Raw genomic sequence first — 19586 nt, 5'->3', positions numbered from 1 at the left:
TTCCCAGGGGCGTGACGACTGCGCGGTGGAATGGAGCGTTTCGGCGCGCCGAACAGGAACGGGGGATTAACGCGCTTTAGCGGGACAGGCCTTCCACGTCTCGATCGTTGATCGTTTTGCGTTTCCACGAGTGGACCTGGCCGCGAATCATCAGAATTTCGGAGACCTCAACCGTGGCGGATTTCTCGGGCTGATAAACCGGCATGTCCACCGTGACGGTGCGTTTGTTGACGGGATCCCAGAGGCGGGTCGATTGGGTGCCGGTGAGGACCATGCGGGATTTGGACGCGAGGGTGCGGTTGTAGACCCAAACCTCGGCCTCCACCGAGTAGTCGTGGAGCGGGTGCTTGAGGTCGGGCTCGCCCAGGTTGGCCACGAGTTCCGCGGCCGCCATATTGCGGCTGACCGCGAATGGTTTGGTAAGCTCGGGGCGTTGGGTGTCCGCAGTCGTCTGACAACCCACGACACAGAGCAGGACGAGGAGACAAAGAATTCGAACCGGAACGAAGAGAGGATGGGCAGACACGGGAATGAAGAAGGTGAGTGGGATCAGTATGGTCAGAGATCTACTTTTAGCGAAAAGAGAGACTCGGAAGTTTACGGCAGGTTCCAGTGGGTGGCCATGATGGCGGGGCGTCGGTTCGAGGCGGGTTTTTGGTAGTAAACCGTGAGAATTTTGCCGCGGGAGGTTTCCAGCGAGACGGGATAACCGAGGTCGTGATCAGGGGCATCGGACCGGAGCACGAACTCCGGCGTGGCTTGCCAATCGACGCCGTCGGCGCTGATGGCGGCGCGTTCGCCGTAGGGGAAACGTCGATACCCGTAGGTGGCGAGCAACCGCCCGTCCCGCAACGTGGTGACGTGCGGTGGGAATCCCCAGCGGCCGGAAGATTGCGGAGCGGACCACGTCGTGCCGCCGTCGTCGGAGTGACTGGTCCACCAAAACAGATCGTTGCGTTGGTCGTCGTAGGGAATCGCCGTGCCGCGTATCACCACGGTGATACGACCGTCGGGTTGTTGCGCGACATGGGGTTCACCAAAACGCAGGGTGTCGGACTGGGGTGTGGCGATCGTCGCGGTGTGACGCCACGGACCCGTGGAAGTTGCCGCGGTGTGAATACTGATGTCGCCCTGATCCTGACGGTAGGCGGCGGTGAGCCAGGTGCCGTCGGACAAGACAATGCCGCCGTGCACGGAGTCGGGGCCGCGGACGCGCTTGGTCCAGGTGTGACCGTGATCGGTGGAGGTCAGCACCCAGTTGCCTTGATCGGCGGAGGCGGCTTGGTAGGCCGGCGTGTTTACTTGATTGGTCCACCGGGCCAACGTGTCCGACGGATAGGAGCCCGGTTTCAGATCCGCGTAGGCCTGAGCCGTCCACGCGGTGCTCCACACGTGCAACGCCAGCGTGCCATCGGGAGCGACGGTGAGACCATTTTCACGGTCGTCGAGAGGTGAGTCGTAGATCGTGATGGGCGCTGACCAGGTGGCGCCGTGGTCGGTGGATCGGATCAGCACGATTTTGCCATCCGGGGCGAGGTGTTCTTCGGTGGCGCAGAAGGTCACCAGCAGGTCGCCGTTGCTTGCTCGCACCAAGGCGGGCCACGCGGCGTAGACGTCCGGGTCGGCGTAGAGCACGTCATGGCCGAGGATGGTCGCCCCGCCGCCGGCGTTTTCCGCGAGCGGTTCAGGGGGCGGAAAGAGGGCGCGCCACAGCCCGAAAATATAGTCGGCCCCGTTGGCTTTGAGGTCGTCCATGTCGTTGGCGCTGACCTTGCCGTTGGCCCAGCCGCTGTAACCTTCCTCGGCCTTGAAAATGAGATCCGCCATGCCCACGGCCATGCGTCGTTCGATGTCCCGACCGCTGGCGTCGTCGGGCCATTGGCGCAGGACTTTAAGAGTGGCGGCGGTGCCGAGGTGAATCATCACACAATCGTAGGCGTAACCCAAGCTGGTGCGCATGCCGCCGTTGTCGCCGGCTTCGAATTCATAAATCATGCCCATGCGGCCCTCGTAGGGCGAGATCGTGGCGTCGGAGCGATGATGCAACAATCGACTCGATTCCTCGTTGGAGAAGGCGACCTGAGTGCGAGCGGCTTTGGAAAACAAGCGATCGGCCTGCGTAAGATAGATGGCCCAAGGCTCGTGCAAGGTGAGCCCGCGGTAAGTGAACGGTTGGCGAATGCCGGAACCGTTGCCCGGGGGACGACCTTCGCGTTGATAAGGACCGCCGTTCATGAGCAGCCCGGCCATGGCGGGTTCGTTTTCCCACGTTTGTAGAATGTTGTGAAAACCGACTTCGACCAACTCGGCGCGGAAGGTGGCGTAGTCGAAGTTGACGAAGAAGTCGTTGAGCTCGTCTGCACCAAAATAATCGGCCGCCGCGATCATGACGCCGGCGTAGCCTTCGATGTGATTGGGATTCCAGCTTTTGTGATACCAGCTGATACCGTCGAGCAGCACGTGGTAGTCGTTGGCGTCGCCGTGCGTGAAATGACCGCCGACGGCGAGGGCGTGCATGAGCACATCGGCACGATGGCAATCATCGGGCGTGAGCAGTTCCCAAACCTGCCGGGTGCGTTTGGCGATCAACAGGGCCTGCGCGGCGGCGTTGTGCGACCACCCGCCGATGCCGCCCTGGGCTTCGGGCTCGCGCGTGTTGCCGTCGGCGTCGGGTCCGGGACTACGCAGAAAATACTGGAGTTTGGTGGCGAGACTGGCGGCGAGCGTGGTGTCACCGACGCGATGATACGGTGCGCGATGGGCAGCGATCGCGACGAGTTGCATCGCAAAGGTTTCCGGGAGTTCGCGGTAGCGCGTGCCCCGCACAAATTTCCAGCGGGGTGGTTTCGCCTCGACGGCGCGTCGCAGGAGGTCTTCCGGGAACGGGGTCTCGGACTGAGCGTGCGCGGAAAAGGGCAGCGCGAGCAAAGAGAGGAGTAGCAGGCGGCGAAGTATCATGGCAGAGGTTGGGGGACGGCGCCGGTGGCGAGGTCGACCAGCCAGGTGCCGGCGGCGAGGTCGCCGAGGCTGCTGGTGGTGCGATCGGCGTCGGGCCAGATGATAGTCAGATCACGGACCGAACTCGCGGCGTCCAAGCCGAAATGGACGAGGCTGTCGCCGCGCTTGCCGGCGTGGCCGCCGGGACCGAGGAGTTGACGATGGAGCACGACATCGGGCGTGGTGGGATCGCCATCGAGGTCGACGGAAGCCCGCACGATGGCACCGAAGGCGTCGCGGGTCACGTGTTGCGCGGGATCACCGCGCAACCGCAGGACGAGACCGGCGCGATCACCGGCGAGGGCGTTGTGATACACGTGCACGACCGGGCGGGCCTTGGCGTCCTCCGGGCTGTCCACGGACAACGTGCCATTGGCCAGACCGGCGTCGCGGCGACGTTCGGCGGTGAGGCGGTTGAAGGACTGTCCAACAATCAAATCGAGCGCGCCGTCGCCATCGAGATCAAGGACCGCGGGTTGCCCGGCGCCAATATGGTCGAGGCCGAGTTCGGCGGAATGATCGGCAAACGTGCCGTCAGGTTGTTGGAGAAAAATGCGCAGGCGCTCGTCGTGGGGAGGCGGGTCGCTGTAGTCGGAGGAGCAGATGATGAGGTCGAGTCGGCCGTCGTTATCGAAGTCGGCCAGTTCGCAGAAGATGTCGCCTTGGTTGAAGTTACGATTCTCGGGTGTGACCACGTCGGGGACGCGGTCGACAGACAATTGCGGTGGAGAGTCGAAAGTGAGGGTGCCGGTTTCACGGAGCCGATTGACCAGAAATCGGGAACGATCCGAAGAATCGCCCGCCCAGTTGTGAATGATGGTGGAAACGAAGACGTCGAAGTCGCCATCGTTGTCGATGTCCCCCACGGCGACGTCGAAGGTATTGCCGTTGGCGCGGAAGGGCGGTTCGTCGTCGCGTTTGAAACGGGGGTCATCCTTGGCGCGTTCCTGGAGCCACACGGGGTGCTTGCCATGCCGGATGGCGTCGCCGTCAAACCCGGCTTGGGGAGCGATATCGACGCCGCGCAACAGACGCACAATTTCGTCGCGCCGATACTCGAGCGCACCGCCGGGGCGAACCGGCGTCTCTTCGACGGAAGCGGGATCGGCGGTAAGATCCTTTTTAAGCGGCGCCGGACCACTCAGAGACCACAGACGATTCCAGCGCCGACCGTAGTTGAGTTCAATCAGGAGCGGCAACGCACTGTCATCCAAACGGGCGACGGCCGCTCCGTAGGTGGGGCGCCCCCCGGGGTCGGTCGCGGGCTCAAGCGGGGCGGATTCACCGGGCAGACTCCAGCGAGCGAAGGCAGGGCTGTCATCAGTGGTCGAATACTGTAACAGCATGTCGTTGCTAAATCCCTCGTAGCCGGAAAAATAGCGTTCATACCAATTGCCCAGCCACAGATCGGGCAGCCCGTCGGCGTTGACGTCGCCGACCGCAATCGCGGCGGTGGTGGCCGCGGGCGCCGCATCGATCAATACCGGAGCGGCGAAGGAGCCGTCACCATGACCCGGGAGCCAGGCGGTGCGCGTGGGCGCATCGGTCGGCGCGACAAAGTCGGGTTGCAGGTAGTCGAGGTAGCGAGCGATGATCGCGTCCTGATGGCCGTCATTATTCAGATCGGCGAACGTCAACACGTCGCGAGGGGAAATGTCGGGAAGTGTGGTGTCTGCGGTGGCGTTGAAACGACCGCCGGTCGGCGATGTGCGATCGACCGTCCACAGAAAAATCCGCGGTGCGGTGGGACTGCGATCGTTGAGTCGGACGACGAGATCGGCATGGCCGTCGCCGTTGAGATCGGGCGTCGACAATCGAGAGGCGTCCAAGGGAGGCAAACCGACCGATTCGGAAATGTTGGGTAAGGTCGCCGAGGTGGCGGCGGCGAGGACGAACAGGGGTAGCAGATGCTTCACGTGAATTAGGTTCGATGGGCCGGAGCTGATTCCGACGGGGCGGGAGCGCGAGAGTGTCGGTCTTTGCGCCCCGACGCACCGGGATCATCGCGCGCCAGCGCGCTCCTACGGTTGGGGGGTGAAGCCGACGGCATTTTTACGGCGAGGGATTAACGCAACCAGCGGTCGAGGTTTTCGGCCACGAAGCTGTCGTCGATCAATTCGGGATAGGCGGCGGATACGCGGTCGAGTTCCTCGGCTTGGCCGGGCGAAAGCGTTTCGTGGGGATTGAGGCAGTGGTTGGTTGGCACGAGCCCCTGGCGGCGCAGCACCTCGAGAATGCCCGGGATGCACCCGGCAAACCCGTTGGCGGCATCGAACACGGCGGCGTTCATGTCGGTTACCGCGGTGGCGCGGGCCAGCCATGACCGGTCAATCGATGGCTCGACGCGGGCGGACTTGATGTGTTCCAGCAATCCCACGGCGGCGCGGCTCCACACGCCCCAATGGCCGAGGAGACCCCCGATGATCTGGCGCACCTTGGGCTGGCCGTGGTGAGTGAATGGATACGGCGAGAGCAGATCGGTCACGATAGTGTCGTCGTTGCCGGTGTAGAGGGCGATGTCGTCGCGTCCGGCATCAATCACCGCCCGCACGACGTCGAGCGTCTGGTAGCGATTGAACGGAGCGATCTTGATGGCCAACACCCGTTCGATGGCGGCAAATTGCGCCCAGAAATTGCGCGAGAAAACGCGCCCGCCCACGGCGGGTTGGAGATAGAAGCCGATCAATGGCAGCTCTGCCGCGATGGTGGCGCAGTGCTTCAGGATGGAGGCTTCGGGAGCGTCCCCCCAGGCGGCCAGACTGAGCAAGGCGGCGTCGTAACCAAAGTCGCGGGCAAGCGTGGCTTCGCCCCACGCCTGATCGGTGCGCCCGCACACGCCGGCGATCTTGATGAACGGGCGGGGGGCGGCGGCCAGGCTTTCGTCAATGGTCTGACTGGCGAGTTCAAGCACCGGCGCGAGCAAGCCGTGACGTGGCTCGCGAATTTCAAATTGAGTGGAGTGGACCGCCACGGCCAGACCGCCGCATCCCGCATCGACGTAGTAGCGGGCCAGCGCACGCTGGTGACGCTCGGATAACTGGCGGTCGGCATCGAGTGCCAGCGGATGCGCGGGGATGGCCTGGCCGGCGAGCAGGTGGGTCCGCAAGTCGGCGATCGAGTCAGAAGTTGCCATCGCGGGTTTCGAAATGAGTGGGTTTGTTCAAAGTGCTGCCGTCGCGTTGCACGTAGTCGGCCACGGCCGCGATCATCCAGTCGAGATCGTGCGCGGGCGCGCCGTAGCGAGATGTGCAGGCATGGGCGTCGGACAACCAGGCGGTGGGTGCCGGTGTGCCGACGAAAACGGGTTCACGCTGGAAGATACGGCCGAAGGCGGCGGCGATATCGCGAACGGCAAATTTGTCCTTGCTGGTGACGTTCAACGGCACGGGTGGCGTGGCGGCGAGTTCGAGACTGCGAATGGCGACCGCCACCGCATCCGTTTGCCAGATCAGGTTGACCCAACCGGTCGTGAGATCGATGGGGTCGCCGGACCGCACGCGTTTGGCGATATCGACGAGCACCCCGTAGCGCAGTTCGCAGGCGTAGTTGAGACGAAAGAAACTGACCGGAGTCGCGTGCTGTTGGGCGTAGTAAGTGAACACCCGTTCGCGTCCGACGCACGAACTGGCGTATTCGCCCTGACACGCCAGTGGAGTTGACTCGTCGCAACCCGGCCCGTCGACGGCGGCAAACGGATAAACGCAACCGGTGGAGAACACGACCGTGCGGGCGGCCGTGCAGTGTCGCGCGACGATGCCGGGCACGATGGTGTTTTGCAGCCACGTGGCTTCAGGCGCGTCGGACGTGCCGAACTTTTGACCGGCGAGAAAGAAGATGTTGGCGGCGGGCGGGAGTTGCGCGACTTGCACCGGATCAGCGAGGTCGCAGGCATGGGTCACAATGCCCTCGGCTTCGAGGGCGGCCCGCACCTCGGGACGACTGAAACGAGATACGCCGATGACACGGGCGGACCGTTGGGCGGCATCGAGTGCCTGACGCAACATGAGTGCGAGCGTGGTGCCCATTTTGCCGCCTACCCCCAAAACAAGGTAGTCTCCGGAATGATATTTCACCGCCTCTACAACCGACTGCGGGGGGCGCGCCAACCATTGATCGATTGACTCATTTTCCTCTGGGCAAACTGGCTCCATTGCCCCAAAACGAGCCGTTCCCAACGGGGCTGCAAGTTATTTAATAACAGAACCTTGTAAATGAAATTTCATTGGCCTGTTTAACCGAATTTTTAAACATTGAAGATAATTGATTTCCACACGCACCCGATCTTTTTCGGGGAGGGCACAAAACCCGGAGAAACGGCGGCGAAGGTAAAACGAGCGCGCGCGCTCGGCATCGAACGCATGGTGGCGCTGGGCGATGTGTTGCGCTACGGCCGGGTGCCCGATGCCACCCAGTCGCGCACGCTCAACGACGAAATGGCGATGGTCGCGCAACGTGACTCCGATTTTTGGATACCCTTATGCGGCTTGAATCCACTGCTGGGGGAAAAGTTGGTGCGCGAGGAGGTCGACCGGTGTGTGGGCGGCATGGGCTTTCGGGGCTTGAAGCTGGAGATTTCCTGCAACGCCCGGGACGCGGCGATGAAGCCGGTGATGGAGGCGGCGCGTCATTATGGAGTGCCGGTGCTGCAGCACTCGTGGAGTCAGACCAACATCAAGGAACGTCGCTTTCATTCCGATCCCGAAGACACCGCCGAACTGGCCCGGCGCTGGCCGGACGTGACCGTGATCATGGCCCACCTGACGGGTTGCGGATACCGCGGGGTGCGGGCCGCCCGCGGATTGGACAACCTGTTCATCGATACCTCGGGCGCGGCGCCGGAGGCCGGACTGGTCGAATATGCCGTGGAGGAAATCGGAGCGCATCGCGTGCTCTATGGTTCGGATGCCCCGATCCGGGATCTGCCCGTCGCGATCGGGCGCATCACCGGGGCGGCGATCACCGCCCGGGCCAAACGCGCCCTGCTCTTTGAAAATGCGAATCAACTGCTGGCGAAAGGAGGCCGTGTATGACCTTGTTTGATACCAATGCCTGGATCGGGGAATGGCCCTTTGCGACGTTGCCTCAGCGCGACGCTGCGGCGCTGCGGAAACACTGGCGACTGCACGGCATCGCGGGCGGACTGGTCTCGTCGTTTGCCACGGTGTGGCCGGTCGATCCCATGCCCGGCAATCGGGCATTGCAGGCGGAGCTCGCGCGTCGAACCGGGGCCTATGCGCTGCCGGTGCTCAACCCGGGCGCGCCCGGTTGGGAGGCTCATCTCGAGGAGATCGACACGTGGGCCGACGTGCCGGCGGTGCGGTTGCTGCCGGCCTATCATGCCTACCGGCTGAACAGCCCCGCGGCACGCGAGGCGGCGAAAGCGATTGCGGCGACCGGGCGGCGGGTGGTGTTGACCATGCGCCTGCTCGACGAGCGCCACGAGCACGCTCAGTTGAAGATCAAACCACCCGCGCTTAAACAAGTGGCCGCCTGGTTGGAGGCCATTGACGGTCCGGCGGTGTTGTTGCACGGACTCACCCGTTGGGACATCGAGGCATTGAAACCCCAAAGCGGCCGGTTCGCCGCCGATCTCTCCTTCGCGGAGTGGGAGGACACGCTGGGCGTCGTCGGCGCGGTGATGGAACGCAAATACATGATGTTTGGTTCGCTCACCCCGTTGCATGTGACCCGGGCCCAAGTGGACAAAGTCACGGCATCCCCGGCGGGAGCGACCATGCGACGGTTGGTGGCCGACGGTAACGCCCGAAAGTTTTTCAAGTTATGAACGCTTCAGCCGACAAACCAGCCATCGCGGGAGGCAGCCCGACGGTGCAACCCGCGCCCGGTCGACGTCACCGGTGGGGCGGCCTCGAACTGGCCCGCTTGACCACGATGGTCGAGCAAGAGTCGCTCTTTTATTGGGGTGGCCCGCAGACCACGGAACTGCTCCGCCGGTTCACCGCGCTGTATCCCCTGGAGCACTGCATGCCATGTTCCTCCGGCACGGCCGCGCTGCATATCGCCGTGGCGGCGTTGAAACTGCCGCCCGGGTCCGAAATCATCGTGCCGGCGATCACCGACATGGGTTCGGTCATCGGCATCCTGTATCAGCAATTGGTGCCAGTGTTTGCCGATGTCGATCCGTTGACCGGCAATATCGACCCCGAGGATGCCGCCCGGCGAGTGACGGCGCGCACGCGCGCGATCATGCCGGTGCATTTGGCGGGCATGCCGTGTGACATGACTGCCGTGATGGCGTTGGCCCAGAAGCATGAGTTGCTGGTGATCGAGGATTGTGCGCAGGCCTGGGGCGCGACCTGGCAGGGACAGCCGGTGGGCCTGCAGGGTGACTTCGGTTGCTACTCCTTCAATGAATTCAAGCACCTGAGCTGCGGTGACGGCGGCATGGTGGGCACCAATCGCGATGACTTGGGACACGGCTTGTCCAAGTGGGGAGACAAGCACTACGACCGCGTGGCGGGGGGACGCAATCCGCCCACGTTGTCGCCCAACTATCGCATCACCGAACCGCAGTCGGCGGTCGCCTGCGGGCAACTGGCACGACACAACGATCTCGTGGCTACGCGCCGTCGCCTCGGGCTGCGGCTGAGTCGCGCCCTGGCGGCGCTCGACGGAATCTCGGTCGCGTTTGATACGCCCGACACGGCGTCGAGCTTTTGGTTTATGTTGCCACGGCTGGAGCCCGACGCCGTGCGAGTGAGCCGCAATGAGTTTGTCGCCGCGCTCAAAGCCGAGGGCGTGTTGAGCGAAGGTGCCTACATTCCGAGTCCGGTGCCGCACTACGCGTTGTTTCAAAATCACGACTTCTTTGCCGGAACCTGGCCACTGCGTGACACCGGTATGACCACGATGAACTATCGTGAAGTGAAGGTGCCGCAGGCGGAGGATTTGCTGGCGCGGTGCGTCACGCTCACGCTGCACGAAGGGTTGACGGAGACCTATGTCGACCAAGTCGCGGCGGCGTTTGCCAAGCTGCTCAATTTTTACGCGAACTGATTTTTTATCTCAATATACACGAAACACGCGAAGGCGGTATTTCGGTCGGAGCGGGCATGGGCGCGATGCCTTGTTCGCACCACGATAAGGCGAGTGGGGTTCAATTTCTCAACGACCTTTCGGGTATTTTGTGACTAGTTTAGGATCCCTCTCATGCCACGTCCTCGTTCGATTCTTGTTCATCTCCGACCCGCACAGCGGGCGGCATTTTTCACTCCCGCCATTGAAGCCGAAATGGCGAAACTGACGGATCAGTTTCACCTCTGGACGGAACCGGAAGTGAGTGCGGAAGTGTTGGCGGCCAAATTGGCGGAAACCGAAGCCGAAGTGCTCGTTTGTGGTTGGGCTACGCCACGGCTGCCCGAGCCACTGCCGGCCGCATTGAAGTATGTGCTCTATGTGTCGGGTTCGGTGAAGACGTTGGTAAGCCGGGATCACTTGGAACAAGGCGCGGTGGTGACCAACTGGGGCAACTCCATTTCCCGGATCGTCGCGGAAGCGGCGTTGATGCATGTTTTCAACACCCTGCGGGCCACGGCGCACTGGACCCTGCGCATGCACGTGGAGAAAGGGTGGGATGAAGATGCGCCGCCGGCCGGATCACTGTTCGGGCGCAACGTCGGTATTTATGGCTTCGGGTTTATTGCCCGGGAACTGGTCAAACTCCTGCGGCCGTTTGGCGTCGAAATCATGACGCACGCGCCGGGTATGCCTGACGATGTCTTGAGGGAATTCGGCGTCGCGCGGGCGATGGACTTGAACGACCTTTTCGCGGCTAATTCCGTGGTGGTGAATCTCGCGCCGCTTACGGCAGAGACTCGGGACAGCATCGGTTTGGAACAGCTGCGACTCCTGGATGTCGGCGAGGTGTTGGTCAGCGTGGGCCGAGGTCCGGTGATCAATGAAGACGCATTGCTCACGGTGGCGGCCGAAGGACAGGTGCAGTTCGCACTCGATGTATTTCATCAGGAGCCACTGCCCGCCGATTCTCCCTTACGGGGACTGACGAACGTGATGCTGACCCCACACCGGGCGGGTCCAACGGATGATCGCATGGTCGACGCCGGCGAATTTGCGCTGGCCAATCTGCGCGCCTACGTGAACGACGAACCCTTAAGGGCCGTCGTCACGCCGGAAATCTACGACGCCGCCACCTAGGGCGGGACTTCAAGTAAACAGTTCCCGATGCACGGCGCGCACGCTTTCCGCGATGTGATCGGCGTCTTCGGTGGTGTAACGCCATCCGATGGGCAGGGCGATGAATCGTTGGGTGAGGTCCTCCGTTACCGGAAAATCCTCGGCCCGATAGCCGACCGCAGGCCATGGTTTGATGTCACGAAACGGTGATACCGCCGGATGGTGGGCCCGGCCGGTGAGCAAATATTCGCGACGGTATTGGGGATACGTGCCCGTGCGCTGCTGACAATGCACCTCGCGTTCATCGAGTGCGGTGCGAAACGCTGGCACGACCTTGGGATCGTCGAGGTAGAAGTAGATTTCGAATCCGAAATCACCCTGGGGATCGGGGATCGTGCGCCACGTGACGCCGGGCAATTCTCCTATGCCCTGACGGACTCGATCCTGGATCATCCGACAGTGGGCGCGGATGGCGTCGACCTTGCGCAGTTGCGCGAGTGCGACGGCGGCGGTGAGTTCCGACATGCGAAATTGAGCCCCGGAAAACGCCGGTTCCTGTGGCGGAGTCACGGACGCGTGATAGGGACGATATTGGCCCAGGTCGGACATGCGCACGGCGCGCTCATAGGTGCGCAAATCGCGGGTCACGAGCAGCCCCCCCTCGCCGGCGGTCATGGCTTTGTTGTGTTGAAAGCTGTAGATTGCGACGTCGCTCCACGTGCCCACGGCCCGCCCGCGGTAAAACACGCCGGGCGCTTCGGCGCAGTCCTCCACCACAAACAAACCCCGACGATGGGCGGCCTTGATGATCGGGTCCATGTCGGCGGCGACGCCCTGAAAATGCACCACCAACACGGCGCGGGTGCGCGACGTGGTAAGCCGATCGATTTCGGCGGGATTGAGGCACAGGCTGTCGTCGATCTCGGCGAGCACGGGCAGCGCGCCCAGACGCACCACGGCGGTGACGCAGGACAACCAACTCCATGCCGGCACGATGACCTCGTCGCCCGGTCCGATGCTGATGGCGGCCAAGGCGGTTTCCAGCGCGGCGGTGCCACTGGAGACGGCGAGGGCGTAGTCGGTGCCGATCCACGCTTTGGCCTCGTTCTCCAATTGCGCGGCAAACGGTGGTGGTCGTTCCGGATCGTTGCCGTAGTAGCGAAAGAGTTCGCCGCGACGCAGCGCATCCAGAACCAAAGTTTCTTCTTCGGCGCCGACGGCGGCGGAGCCCAGTCCGGGCGGGGGACGACGGTAAATGGGGGAAGTCTTCACGATGAAGGTGGGGTTAAAGTGGGAGAGGAGGAGAGCGACGTGAGCGCCGCAGTGAAATTTTTCAATTTGAACACGAAACCAAATTCCACCGCCACGCGCCACAGGGCCTGACGGTATTCGTCGTTGTGCGCGGCACTTTCGCGGCTTTCCACGGCGGTGGTGGCCTCGGCAATGGTGGAGCAGAGGTAACCCCGACGACGCATGTCGACCATGCCGGCGGGCGACATCAACAGGCACCAATTGATCGCGAAGCCGATGTAGATGAGATGATTGATGCCGCGTTCGCGGCACGCGGCGTGCAGAGCATCGGCGTCCTCCACAACGGGTTCGCCCTCGCGTGGGGCGGCTTCCGGCGCGAGGGAACGGTTCGCCAGACCGATGGCAACATCGGCTTGGTTGGCCGCGCCGGGAAAGACCTCGCGGGCGCGGTAGGCGGTCAAGGCGTTCCAGGTTTCATCGGGAACGGCGGGCTCTTTTGCCGGGGGCGGGGTGCATCCGGACACATGATACACCGCCAGGCCGGCCGCGCGCACGGTGGTCAACAGCGGCGGAAACACGTCGCGCAAAATGTGACGGGTGGTGGTGAGGTAAGGCACGGCGTGCACCCAACCCGGCAAGGTTCCCGGGGCGGGAGGCGTCCAGGCGTGCATGACCACGACGGCGGTGTGCGCCGCGGAGAACTCCAACGTGGGCCGATGCCACGCGGAGTCATGCGGACCATCGAATTGATGGTAGGATGAAACGGGACATCGAAAACGAACGGACATGAATCTGTGACAATGCCGGGGGGCGGAAATCAAGTAGTGGCGGCAGTGGCGCGGCGCGCCAGACGCCGCAGACCAAACCCGAGGATCAGAAGAATCACCCCGGCGATTAAGTTGATGCGGGCCGGCGCGACCGGCGTTGACGGGAGGAATGTGCTCAGCGCGAGCACCACCCCGAGAATCAAGCACACCGTGCCGATGAGGCCGTAGACCTGCATGGCTCCGCCGCCGTAGGTGTTTTCATCGGCGATGACCGGAGTCTGTAAATCGCGCTCGAGCTCGATCAGGCCGGCGTGCTTGGGATCGTCGGCGCGGAACCAACGGGCGGAGGCCGCGAACACGACGGAAGCGACCACCGCCTCCACGATCATGTTACGTGCGAAATCGTGCTCGGGAAACACGCCCATCACCATGAGGACGATGGCCACCACCAGGGCGGCGGACGATGAGGCGATGGCGGACCACCACGGGGTGCGGCGGAATATCATGCCCAACGCCACGGGCATTTGGAATGACGCCGTGAGTGAGAAATAGATGAGGGCAAACTCAAACGCGCCGCCGAACCGCGGAATCACGAACGCGACCACGACACCCAGCACCCCCACGATCGTCATGGTCAGCCAGGCCACGCGCAGCTGCGCTTTTTCGCCCAACGTTTTGCCGGTGAAGCGACGACGCAACGGCACCACGATATCGCGGGTGATGGTGGCAGCGAGCCAGTTGAACGCATCATTGGCCTGACCCAGCGTCGCGGACAAGATCGCTGAAACGACGAACCCAATCATGCCGTGGGGCAACAACAGCAGCGCCAAGCTGACGAAGGACGCTTCGGCGGGATTGGCAAACTGCGGCCAGATCGCGCCCATGTCGGGGAACAGCACCCGGGCGGCCATGACGGGCAGAATCCACATCAGCGGGCCCACCAAACTCAGGCCGCAGCAGAGCAGCGCCATCTTCCGCGCACCTCGTTCGTCGGGCACGCTATTGTAGCGCTGCACCAAGTGCCACGCCACATTGTAGCCGAGCATCATGTTGATGGTGTAGCCGATGAGGAACCACGGGTTGGCCGCCGGTCCCTGGAGCGAGAAGTAGCCCTCGGGAACTTCCGCGAGCAACCGCTTCACGCCGGCGATGATGCCAGCGCCTTCCCCGAGATGCAGATACGAAACCGGGAGAATGATCAGCGTCATCACGCCGATGATGATGCCCTGCACGGCGTCGGAGAGCACGGCGGCCCACAATCCGCCCACGGCGGTATAGAGCACCATGACAATGCCCGTGACAATGGTGAGGGCTTGAAAGCCGCTCAGCGTCAGCGGACCGACGGTGAAGCTCACATCGTTCAGTCCCAACGCCGTGGATACAAAAATACACAGGATGTAGAGTCCCTGGCCGATGCCGACGATGGCGGGGATGACGGCCGTGAGGGAGTAGAAGTAGGTCGTGCCGGGCGAGAAGCGACGGGTCAGAAACTGCAAAGGTGACGACAGACGGCAACGCCGCCACATCTTGGCGAAATAGAGAAATCCGACGAGGTAGGCCCACGTGGCCGAAGTAAAGATCAGCGCGGCGCCGATGCCCCATTTATAGGTGAAACCGGCGGCGGCCACGAACATGAAGGCGGAGAAGCCGGAGACCCAGTTGGAGAGGCCGGCCAGGAACCACGGAATCTGACCGCCGCCCTCAAAGTAGTCGTCGGTGTTCTTGTTGCGTTTCGCGGCGTAGAAGCCGACGAAAATAATGATGCCAAAGTAGAGCGCGATGAGCGCGTAATCGAAGGCGTTGACGGTGTTGAAGTCGGGAAGATCCACGCGAATTTAGCTGACGATGATGGAAGGGAGATCGGGCGTGGCGTCGATGGCTACGCGTTGAGTGGTGCTGGCTTGAGTCACGGAGACGGTCCACCCGGTGGCCGTGGCGGTGACTTCGGTCAGGGGCGCAGGGCCGCGGGTGGCGCGAGCGGCGCTCACGGTGAGAATCGTGTGCCGGGCGGCGGCCGCAGACTCGACTTCGGCAAACGGAAACACGCCGGAAGTGGCGGGCAAATCGTGCCGGTCCACGCGGGTGGAGAGTGACGGCAAACCGTGCACGGAGGCCGTGAGGGCGGCATGAGGGCGCACGATGGTGAATCCGGTCGCGGTCGCCTGTGCCTCTCCGCGTCCGTCTTCGTTGTAGACCTGGAAACGAACCTGCACGGGAGCGGGGTGGGCGTCGTCGAGGGTGACGCGATCGAGGAGAATCAAAACATCGGGTTTGAGCAGCACGGCAGAGCGCTCGACGCGTTGCACGGTGTCGTTGACGAGTTGATACGCCGGTGCGGCCTCGCTGGTGACCGTCATCCATCCGGGGCCCGTGGCATAGGCGCGAACCTTGGCGGAAGCCCACGAGGAATTCGTGCCTTCGCTGCCGTCGTGATACTGGTGTCCCTGTCCATCAATGAGCACGGCCGTGTGGGCCTCGGTGAGACGCAGCACCCATTGGGGGTGCGTGGGAATGTAGGACGCTTTGAACGGATCGTGAAACAGCCGTTCGCCGTGGGCCTTGAAAATAACGCTGTTGCGATCCGCGTGTTCGTGGTTGGCAGGACCGCCGGAACGCAGGGCCACCACCGTGTCGGCCGCAGTCCAGCCGGTGCGGGAAATGACCCAGTCGTTGTTCAGGCGCACATCGAACCACTCGTCGGGGAGCGGGGCGGTGGGGGCGTCGCGATCATACCAGATCGCTCCATGATAATGCCGCATGCCGCCGAGGTGTTGAGAAATGTGACTGGAAATGGGGTCGTCGGCCACGCGGCCGATCCAGGGTGTCACGGTGGCATCGACCCCGTGGACGCCGGAGTCGCCAAAATTGACCGTGTCGTTTTCGGGCACGATCGTGCCCTTCGGGGTGGCCGTGTAGGCCTTGGTCTCATGGGGATTCGACACCGGCGCGCCCAGCGTGGGCATCGTCATGACGGCGGCGTAGCGAGACGTGCCGGGATAGTTGATGAGCGCGCGATCGTCGATGCCGAGGCGGCGGTGCAGGACTTCGGCGAGCAGGGCAAGATGCAGCGTGGTGTAGCCCCAGTAGCCGATGCCTTCGTCGTAGGATCCATCGTTCCCATACATGACCGAAAACGCCTTCGCGCTCTGGCGGGACATCTCCAGCCATTTGTTGGCTTCCGGATGGCGGCCGTGCAGCCAAGTGGCCGCCATACCCAGCGCGCAAGTGGGAATGATTTTCAGGTTGGTGGCGTTGAGGATGAGGGGCCAGCGGCTGAAATCGATGTCGATGGCGATGTCGTCCCGTGCGCGGTCAAAGCCCCAGCCGCGCACGCGGTCGGGATACTTCAAACCGTAGAGTGAAAGGTAGCAGGCGGGGGCGCCCTTGGTGGCGATGTTGTCCTCAGCTTCGGCAATCTCCTCGGTGGTGAGTTCATCGCCCAGCCAATCGAGCGCGCAGCAGGTGGCGATGGTGGCTTCGGGGGCGCGTTGGAAACCGATGATGTCGGTGCCGCCCTCGATGAAATAGTCCCACGTGGGGTAGTCCATCAACCGGCGCAGGGCCAGGCGGGCGATATCCAAGTGCGGTTGTTGGGCGTAGATCGCGTAAACGAAAGCGGAACGCTCGAGAATCTTGCGCGCCCGCGCCTGATCGATGACGCGATTGGTGAGACGCAACTCGTGTTCCAGAAAATGGCGGTCGTCGGCGAGATCGACCTCCGTGAGCTCCCGGCGTAAATCGGCAAAGCGCGGCAGATCGAGGTTGGCGCGAATGTGGGGCACATCAGCTCGGTCGAAGAGCAGGCCACCCTGCGGGTTGGGCTTGACGACGGAATCGGCGGGAGGGAGTTGCGCAGAGGCCCGGGAAGTGCCCAACAGCGGCAAAGACGCAACTAAGGCGGAGGAACGCAGGAAGGATCGGCGGGTGGTAGGCATCAGGGAAAAGGGGGCTTCGTTATTCTTCCTCTTTATCTTTCGTCTTTCGCGTTATCCTCGTGGCGCGGTTGGCGGCCGTATTCCGGTTGGCGGGGAGAAGGAGAAAGAAGAAAGAATAACGAGAAAGATAAGGGGGGGAGGGCTCGGGGTTGTCGTCGATCGACGCCCCGACGGTAGATTCTTCTTACTTACTACTTGTCACTTGTGACTTTGCGCGTGGCAGCGCGCTCTACGGGTTAAGATCGATGGGATCGGTCGGCTCCTGGAAATGGGTGCGGTAGGTTTTCTTGCTGGCGGAGAGTTTCAGGAACGCGTCGAGCGGCACGACTTCGACCTCATCGGACAGGTTTTCCAAGATGGTCGCGACCTGTTCGATGGTGGTGCGCTCGCGCACGTGCATGAGCAGGAAGTAGGGACGCTGCGGATTCAGCCGCAGGAGTTCTTCGAGATCAGCGGCGGCTTCTTCGGTCGGGCGATTGACGCCGAGGTAGTAGTCGTAGCTGAGAAACGGACGCCCATCGCGCAGATCAAAGGTGCGTGCCGTGCCATAGCCATTGATGAACCCGAGCACGTCGGGAAACTCGTGATAGTAGCGATCGACGAGCTCCTTGGGCAGGTCCGTGTTGCCGACGTGGCGGTTGCCTTCGGAGTAGTCCATGATCTCCATGATGCGCAAATCGAGCGTCTTCATGAGTCCGCGGGCGTCGGACATGAGCGCGGGGAATTTGTCGGCCGGAATGGACTTGGGATACATGTAGCCGGGGCCACTGAGGCCGGCGATGAAGTAGTCGTTGGGCGTCTTGTCTTCGTAGAAAAACTGGAGCGCAGGCGGGCTCATCCAGGACCAATTCATGAGCACCTGCCAACCGTAGGGGATGCGTCCGCGGCCGGGTTTGGTCCAGGCACCGATGCCCATGGAATCGGTGGCGATGGCAGCGACGTAGACCTTGTCTTCGGCGACGAGCGTGGCATCGGGCTCGACGGTGTGATTGTTGGTGAACTCGAAATCGGGCGTGAGCGGAATTTGCGACGTGAACGAAACGTTCGGCAGGTTGTGCAGGCCCTCCATTTTGAGTCCGTAGTTGCCGACGAGCGTGGTATGCTGGCCCTCGGTGTCCTTGCCGTAGGAGTGCCAGCCGAGCACAATACTGGCCGGGTTTTGGCCGGCGAGCACGCGGTTGAGCAACGCGAGTTGTGCCGGGTGCTTGGGATTGGCGGACAGGTCGGAAAAGAAGGCGCGTTGCTGCACACCGAAATCGGCGATGCCGGGTTTCATCACGGCGCCGTATTCGCCGCCGAGCACGACGTAGAAATCACGGGAGCAGCGTTCGTAGTAGCGATCGTAGGCCCATTGGTAGATTTCGGCGTCATCTTGACCTGTGAACTGGTCGCGCAGATCGACCACGACTTCCAGACCATGACGGGCGGCGAGATCGAGTTGGTCGGAGTTGACCACGAGCAGGTCTTCCACGCCGGCGATGGTGAAGGCGACGATGAGGGAGGAACGCACCGCCTGGTCCCACACCACACAGCCCCGGGCGGCGGTGCTGAAACGGCTCAAGGCGGCGTCGAGGTCACCGGGCTCCAAACGATCCCAGGCGACACCGTGGCGGCGTTCCAGGTAGCCGATCAAGGGACCGGCAATCTCCCACTGCCAGTCGGCCGGGTATTCGAGATAGATCCGGGGCGTGGAGCGGTTGGCGAGACCCTGCAGCGAGAGTAAGGTGGCGTGGGCGGGCAGGTCGCCGTCCAGTCGCCAATTATCGGATACCGGAATCAACGTGGCGGAGGCCGGAGCGTGATCGGCGACCGCGATGGTCGGCGGCGCACCGCGGAGAGCGGTGCACGCGGCGAGAACGAAGAGAGGCAGGAGTCGGAGGCGTCGGAAGGACATGAGACAAGGCGGATTATTCGGTGACGCGTTGGAAAACATGAACGACGGGCCGGGGACGGGTGCTGCGGAGGTCGAAGACGGTCAGCACGCGACCGTCGGGCGACACCTCATACTGACTGAGGATGTTGACATCCCGGGGGCCTTGCTGGGTTTCCAGGGTAAGCTCGGTCTCGAGTCGCAGGACGCGGTCGCCATCGACGAATTTGGCGCGCACGGTTTTGGTTGAATCGGGTTCGGTGTAGGCACCGAGGTGACGGTTGTCGGCCCACCACGGCACGGCCACGGTGGTGGATTCCGCCGTGAGATCGAGGGTCATGGATTCGTGGTGATTGCGGCGACCCGTAGTCAGGTCGCGGGCGATGGTGAGTTGGTCTCCGATGCGGGAAATGGTGAGCTGGCTGGAGCGCCACGGGCTCAGGTCGGTGCTGCGCGCGGCATCGAAAGCCCACGTGCCCACGAGGGCGGAACGGTCAGCGGCGCGGAGGCTGGAAAGTGAGAGAGTCGCGAGGGCGACGAGAAGAAACGTGCGGGCGGAAACGGACATCGGGAACGGGAGAAGGTTAGAAAAAAGCCGGCTCCCGATGAGGA

15 protein-coding genes are annotated in these 19586 nt (G+C 62.9%); 4 read left to right on the top strand and 11 right to left on the bottom strand.

Translation table 11 applies throughout. The annotated features are described in order from the left end of the window. Positions 1-76: 76 nt before the first annotated feature. From PXH66_RS09030 to PXH66_RS09010, 5 genes are all read right to left on the bottom strand, one after another. Positions 77-526 carry a hypothetical protein gene (locus tag PXH66_RS09030; RefSeq protein ID WP_330929708.1) on the bottom strand — a complete coding sequence of 150 codons (450 nt, stop codon included), beginning with the start codon at positions 524-526 and terminating at the stop codon, positions 77-79. Between the two features lie 71 nt (positions 527-597). Then, positions 598-2958: a sialidase family protein gene (locus PXH66_RS09025; protein ID WP_330929707.1), complete on the bottom strand. Its 2361-nt coding sequence runs from the start codon at positions 2956-2958 to the stop codon at positions 598-600. Then, positions 2955-4913, bottom strand: coding sequence for a CRTAC1 family protein (locus PXH66_RS09020; RefSeq protein WP_330929706.1), 1959 nt, complete (start codon positions 4911-4913; stop codon positions 2955-2957). The genes PXH66_RS09025 and PXH66_RS09020 overlap by 4 nt, the downstream gene beginning before the upstream one ends. Before the next feature lie 149 nt (positions 4914-5062). After that, on the bottom strand, positions 5063-6130 hold the full coding sequence (locus PXH66_RS09015; RefSeq protein ID WP_330929705.1) for a dihydrodipicolinate synthase family protein: 1068 nt from the start codon (positions 6128-6130) through the stop codon (positions 5063-5065). Continuing rightward, a complete protein-coding gene (locus PXH66_RS09010) occupies positions 6117-7022 on the bottom strand; it encodes an NAD-dependent epimerase/dehydratase family protein (protein ID WP_345784030.1) in 906 nt (301 codons plus the stop codon). The genes PXH66_RS09015 and PXH66_RS09010 overlap by 14 nt, the downstream gene beginning before the upstream one ends. A 225-nt stretch (positions 7023-7247) precedes the next feature. On the opposite strand from PXH66_RS09010, the gene PXH66_RS09005 reads away from it, so the two are divergent. From PXH66_RS09005 to PXH66_RS08990, 4 genes are all read left to right on the top strand, one after another. Next, positions 7248-8027 (top strand): amidohydrolase family protein, encoded by a 780-nt coding sequence (locus tag PXH66_RS09005; protein ID WP_330929703.1) that lies wholly within the window; start codon positions 7248-7250, stop codon positions 8025-8027. Continuing rightward, positions 8024-8782, top strand: a complete 759-nt coding sequence (locus PXH66_RS09000; RefSeq protein WP_330929702.1) for a hypothetical protein — start codon at positions 8024-8026, stop codon at positions 8780-8782. Before PXH66_RS09005 ends, PXH66_RS09000 begins: the two co-directional genes overlap by 4 nt. Beyond that, complete coding sequence (locus tag PXH66_RS08995) at positions 8779-10014, top strand: DegT/DnrJ/EryC1/StrS family aminotransferase (RefSeq protein ID WP_330929701.1); 1236 nt, start codon at positions 8779-8781, stop codon at positions 10012-10014. The genes PXH66_RS09000 and PXH66_RS08995 overlap by 4 nt, the downstream gene beginning before the upstream one ends. 153 nt (positions 10015-10167) lie before the next feature. Further along, positions 10168-11172 (top strand): NAD(P)-dependent oxidoreductase, encoded by a 1005-nt coding sequence (locus PXH66_RS08990; protein ID WP_330929700.1) that lies wholly within the window; start codon positions 10168-10170, stop codon positions 11170-11172. Between the two features lie 9 nt (positions 11173-11181). Here PXH66_RS08990 and PXH66_RS08985 read toward each other — a convergent pair whose 3' ends face one another. The 6 genes from PXH66_RS08985 to PXH66_RS08960 form a co-directional block, all read right to left on the bottom strand. Continuing rightward, a complete protein-coding gene (locus PXH66_RS08985) occupies positions 11182-12423 on the bottom strand; it encodes a DegT/DnrJ/EryC1/StrS family aminotransferase (protein WP_330929699.1) in 1242 nt (413 codons plus the stop codon). Next, on the bottom strand, positions 12420-13190 hold the full coding sequence (locus PXH66_RS08980; protein WP_330929698.1) for an isochorismatase family protein: 771 nt from the start codon (positions 13188-13190) through the stop codon (positions 12420-12422). Before PXH66_RS08980 ends, PXH66_RS08985 begins: the two co-directional genes overlap by 4 nt. Positions 13191-13219: 29 nt before the next feature. Next, complete coding sequence (locus PXH66_RS08975) at positions 13220-14998, bottom strand: sodium:solute symporter family transporter (RefSeq protein WP_330929697.1); 1779 nt, start codon at positions 14996-14998, stop codon at positions 13220-13222. Positions 14999-15004: 6 nt separating this feature from the next. After that, on the bottom strand, positions 15005-17104 hold the full coding sequence (locus tag PXH66_RS08970; RefSeq protein ID WP_330929696.1) for a heparinase II/III domain-containing protein: 2100 nt from the start codon (positions 17102-17104) through the stop codon (positions 15005-15007). A gap of 229 nt (positions 17105-17333) precedes the next feature. Continuing rightward, a complete protein-coding gene (locus tag PXH66_RS08965) occupies positions 17334-18998 on the bottom strand; it encodes a GxGYxYP domain-containing protein (protein WP_330929695.1) in 1665 nt (554 codons plus the stop codon). 13 nt (positions 18999-19011) lie between these two features. Continuing rightward, positions 19012-19542, bottom strand: a complete 531-nt coding sequence (locus PXH66_RS08960; protein WP_330929694.1) for a hypothetical protein — start codon at positions 19540-19542, stop codon at positions 19012-19014. Between the last annotated feature and the right edge of the window lie 44 nt (positions 19543-19586).

The sequence above is a fragment of the Synoicihabitans lomoniglobus genome (assembly GCF_029023725.1).
Lineage (GTDB): Bacteria > Verrucomicrobiota > Verrucomicrobiia > Opitutales > Opitutaceae > Actomonas > Actomonas lomonigloba.
The sequence above is the reverse complement of the archived record's forward strand: the minus strand, read 5'-3'. Positions and strand labels throughout refer to the sequence as shown.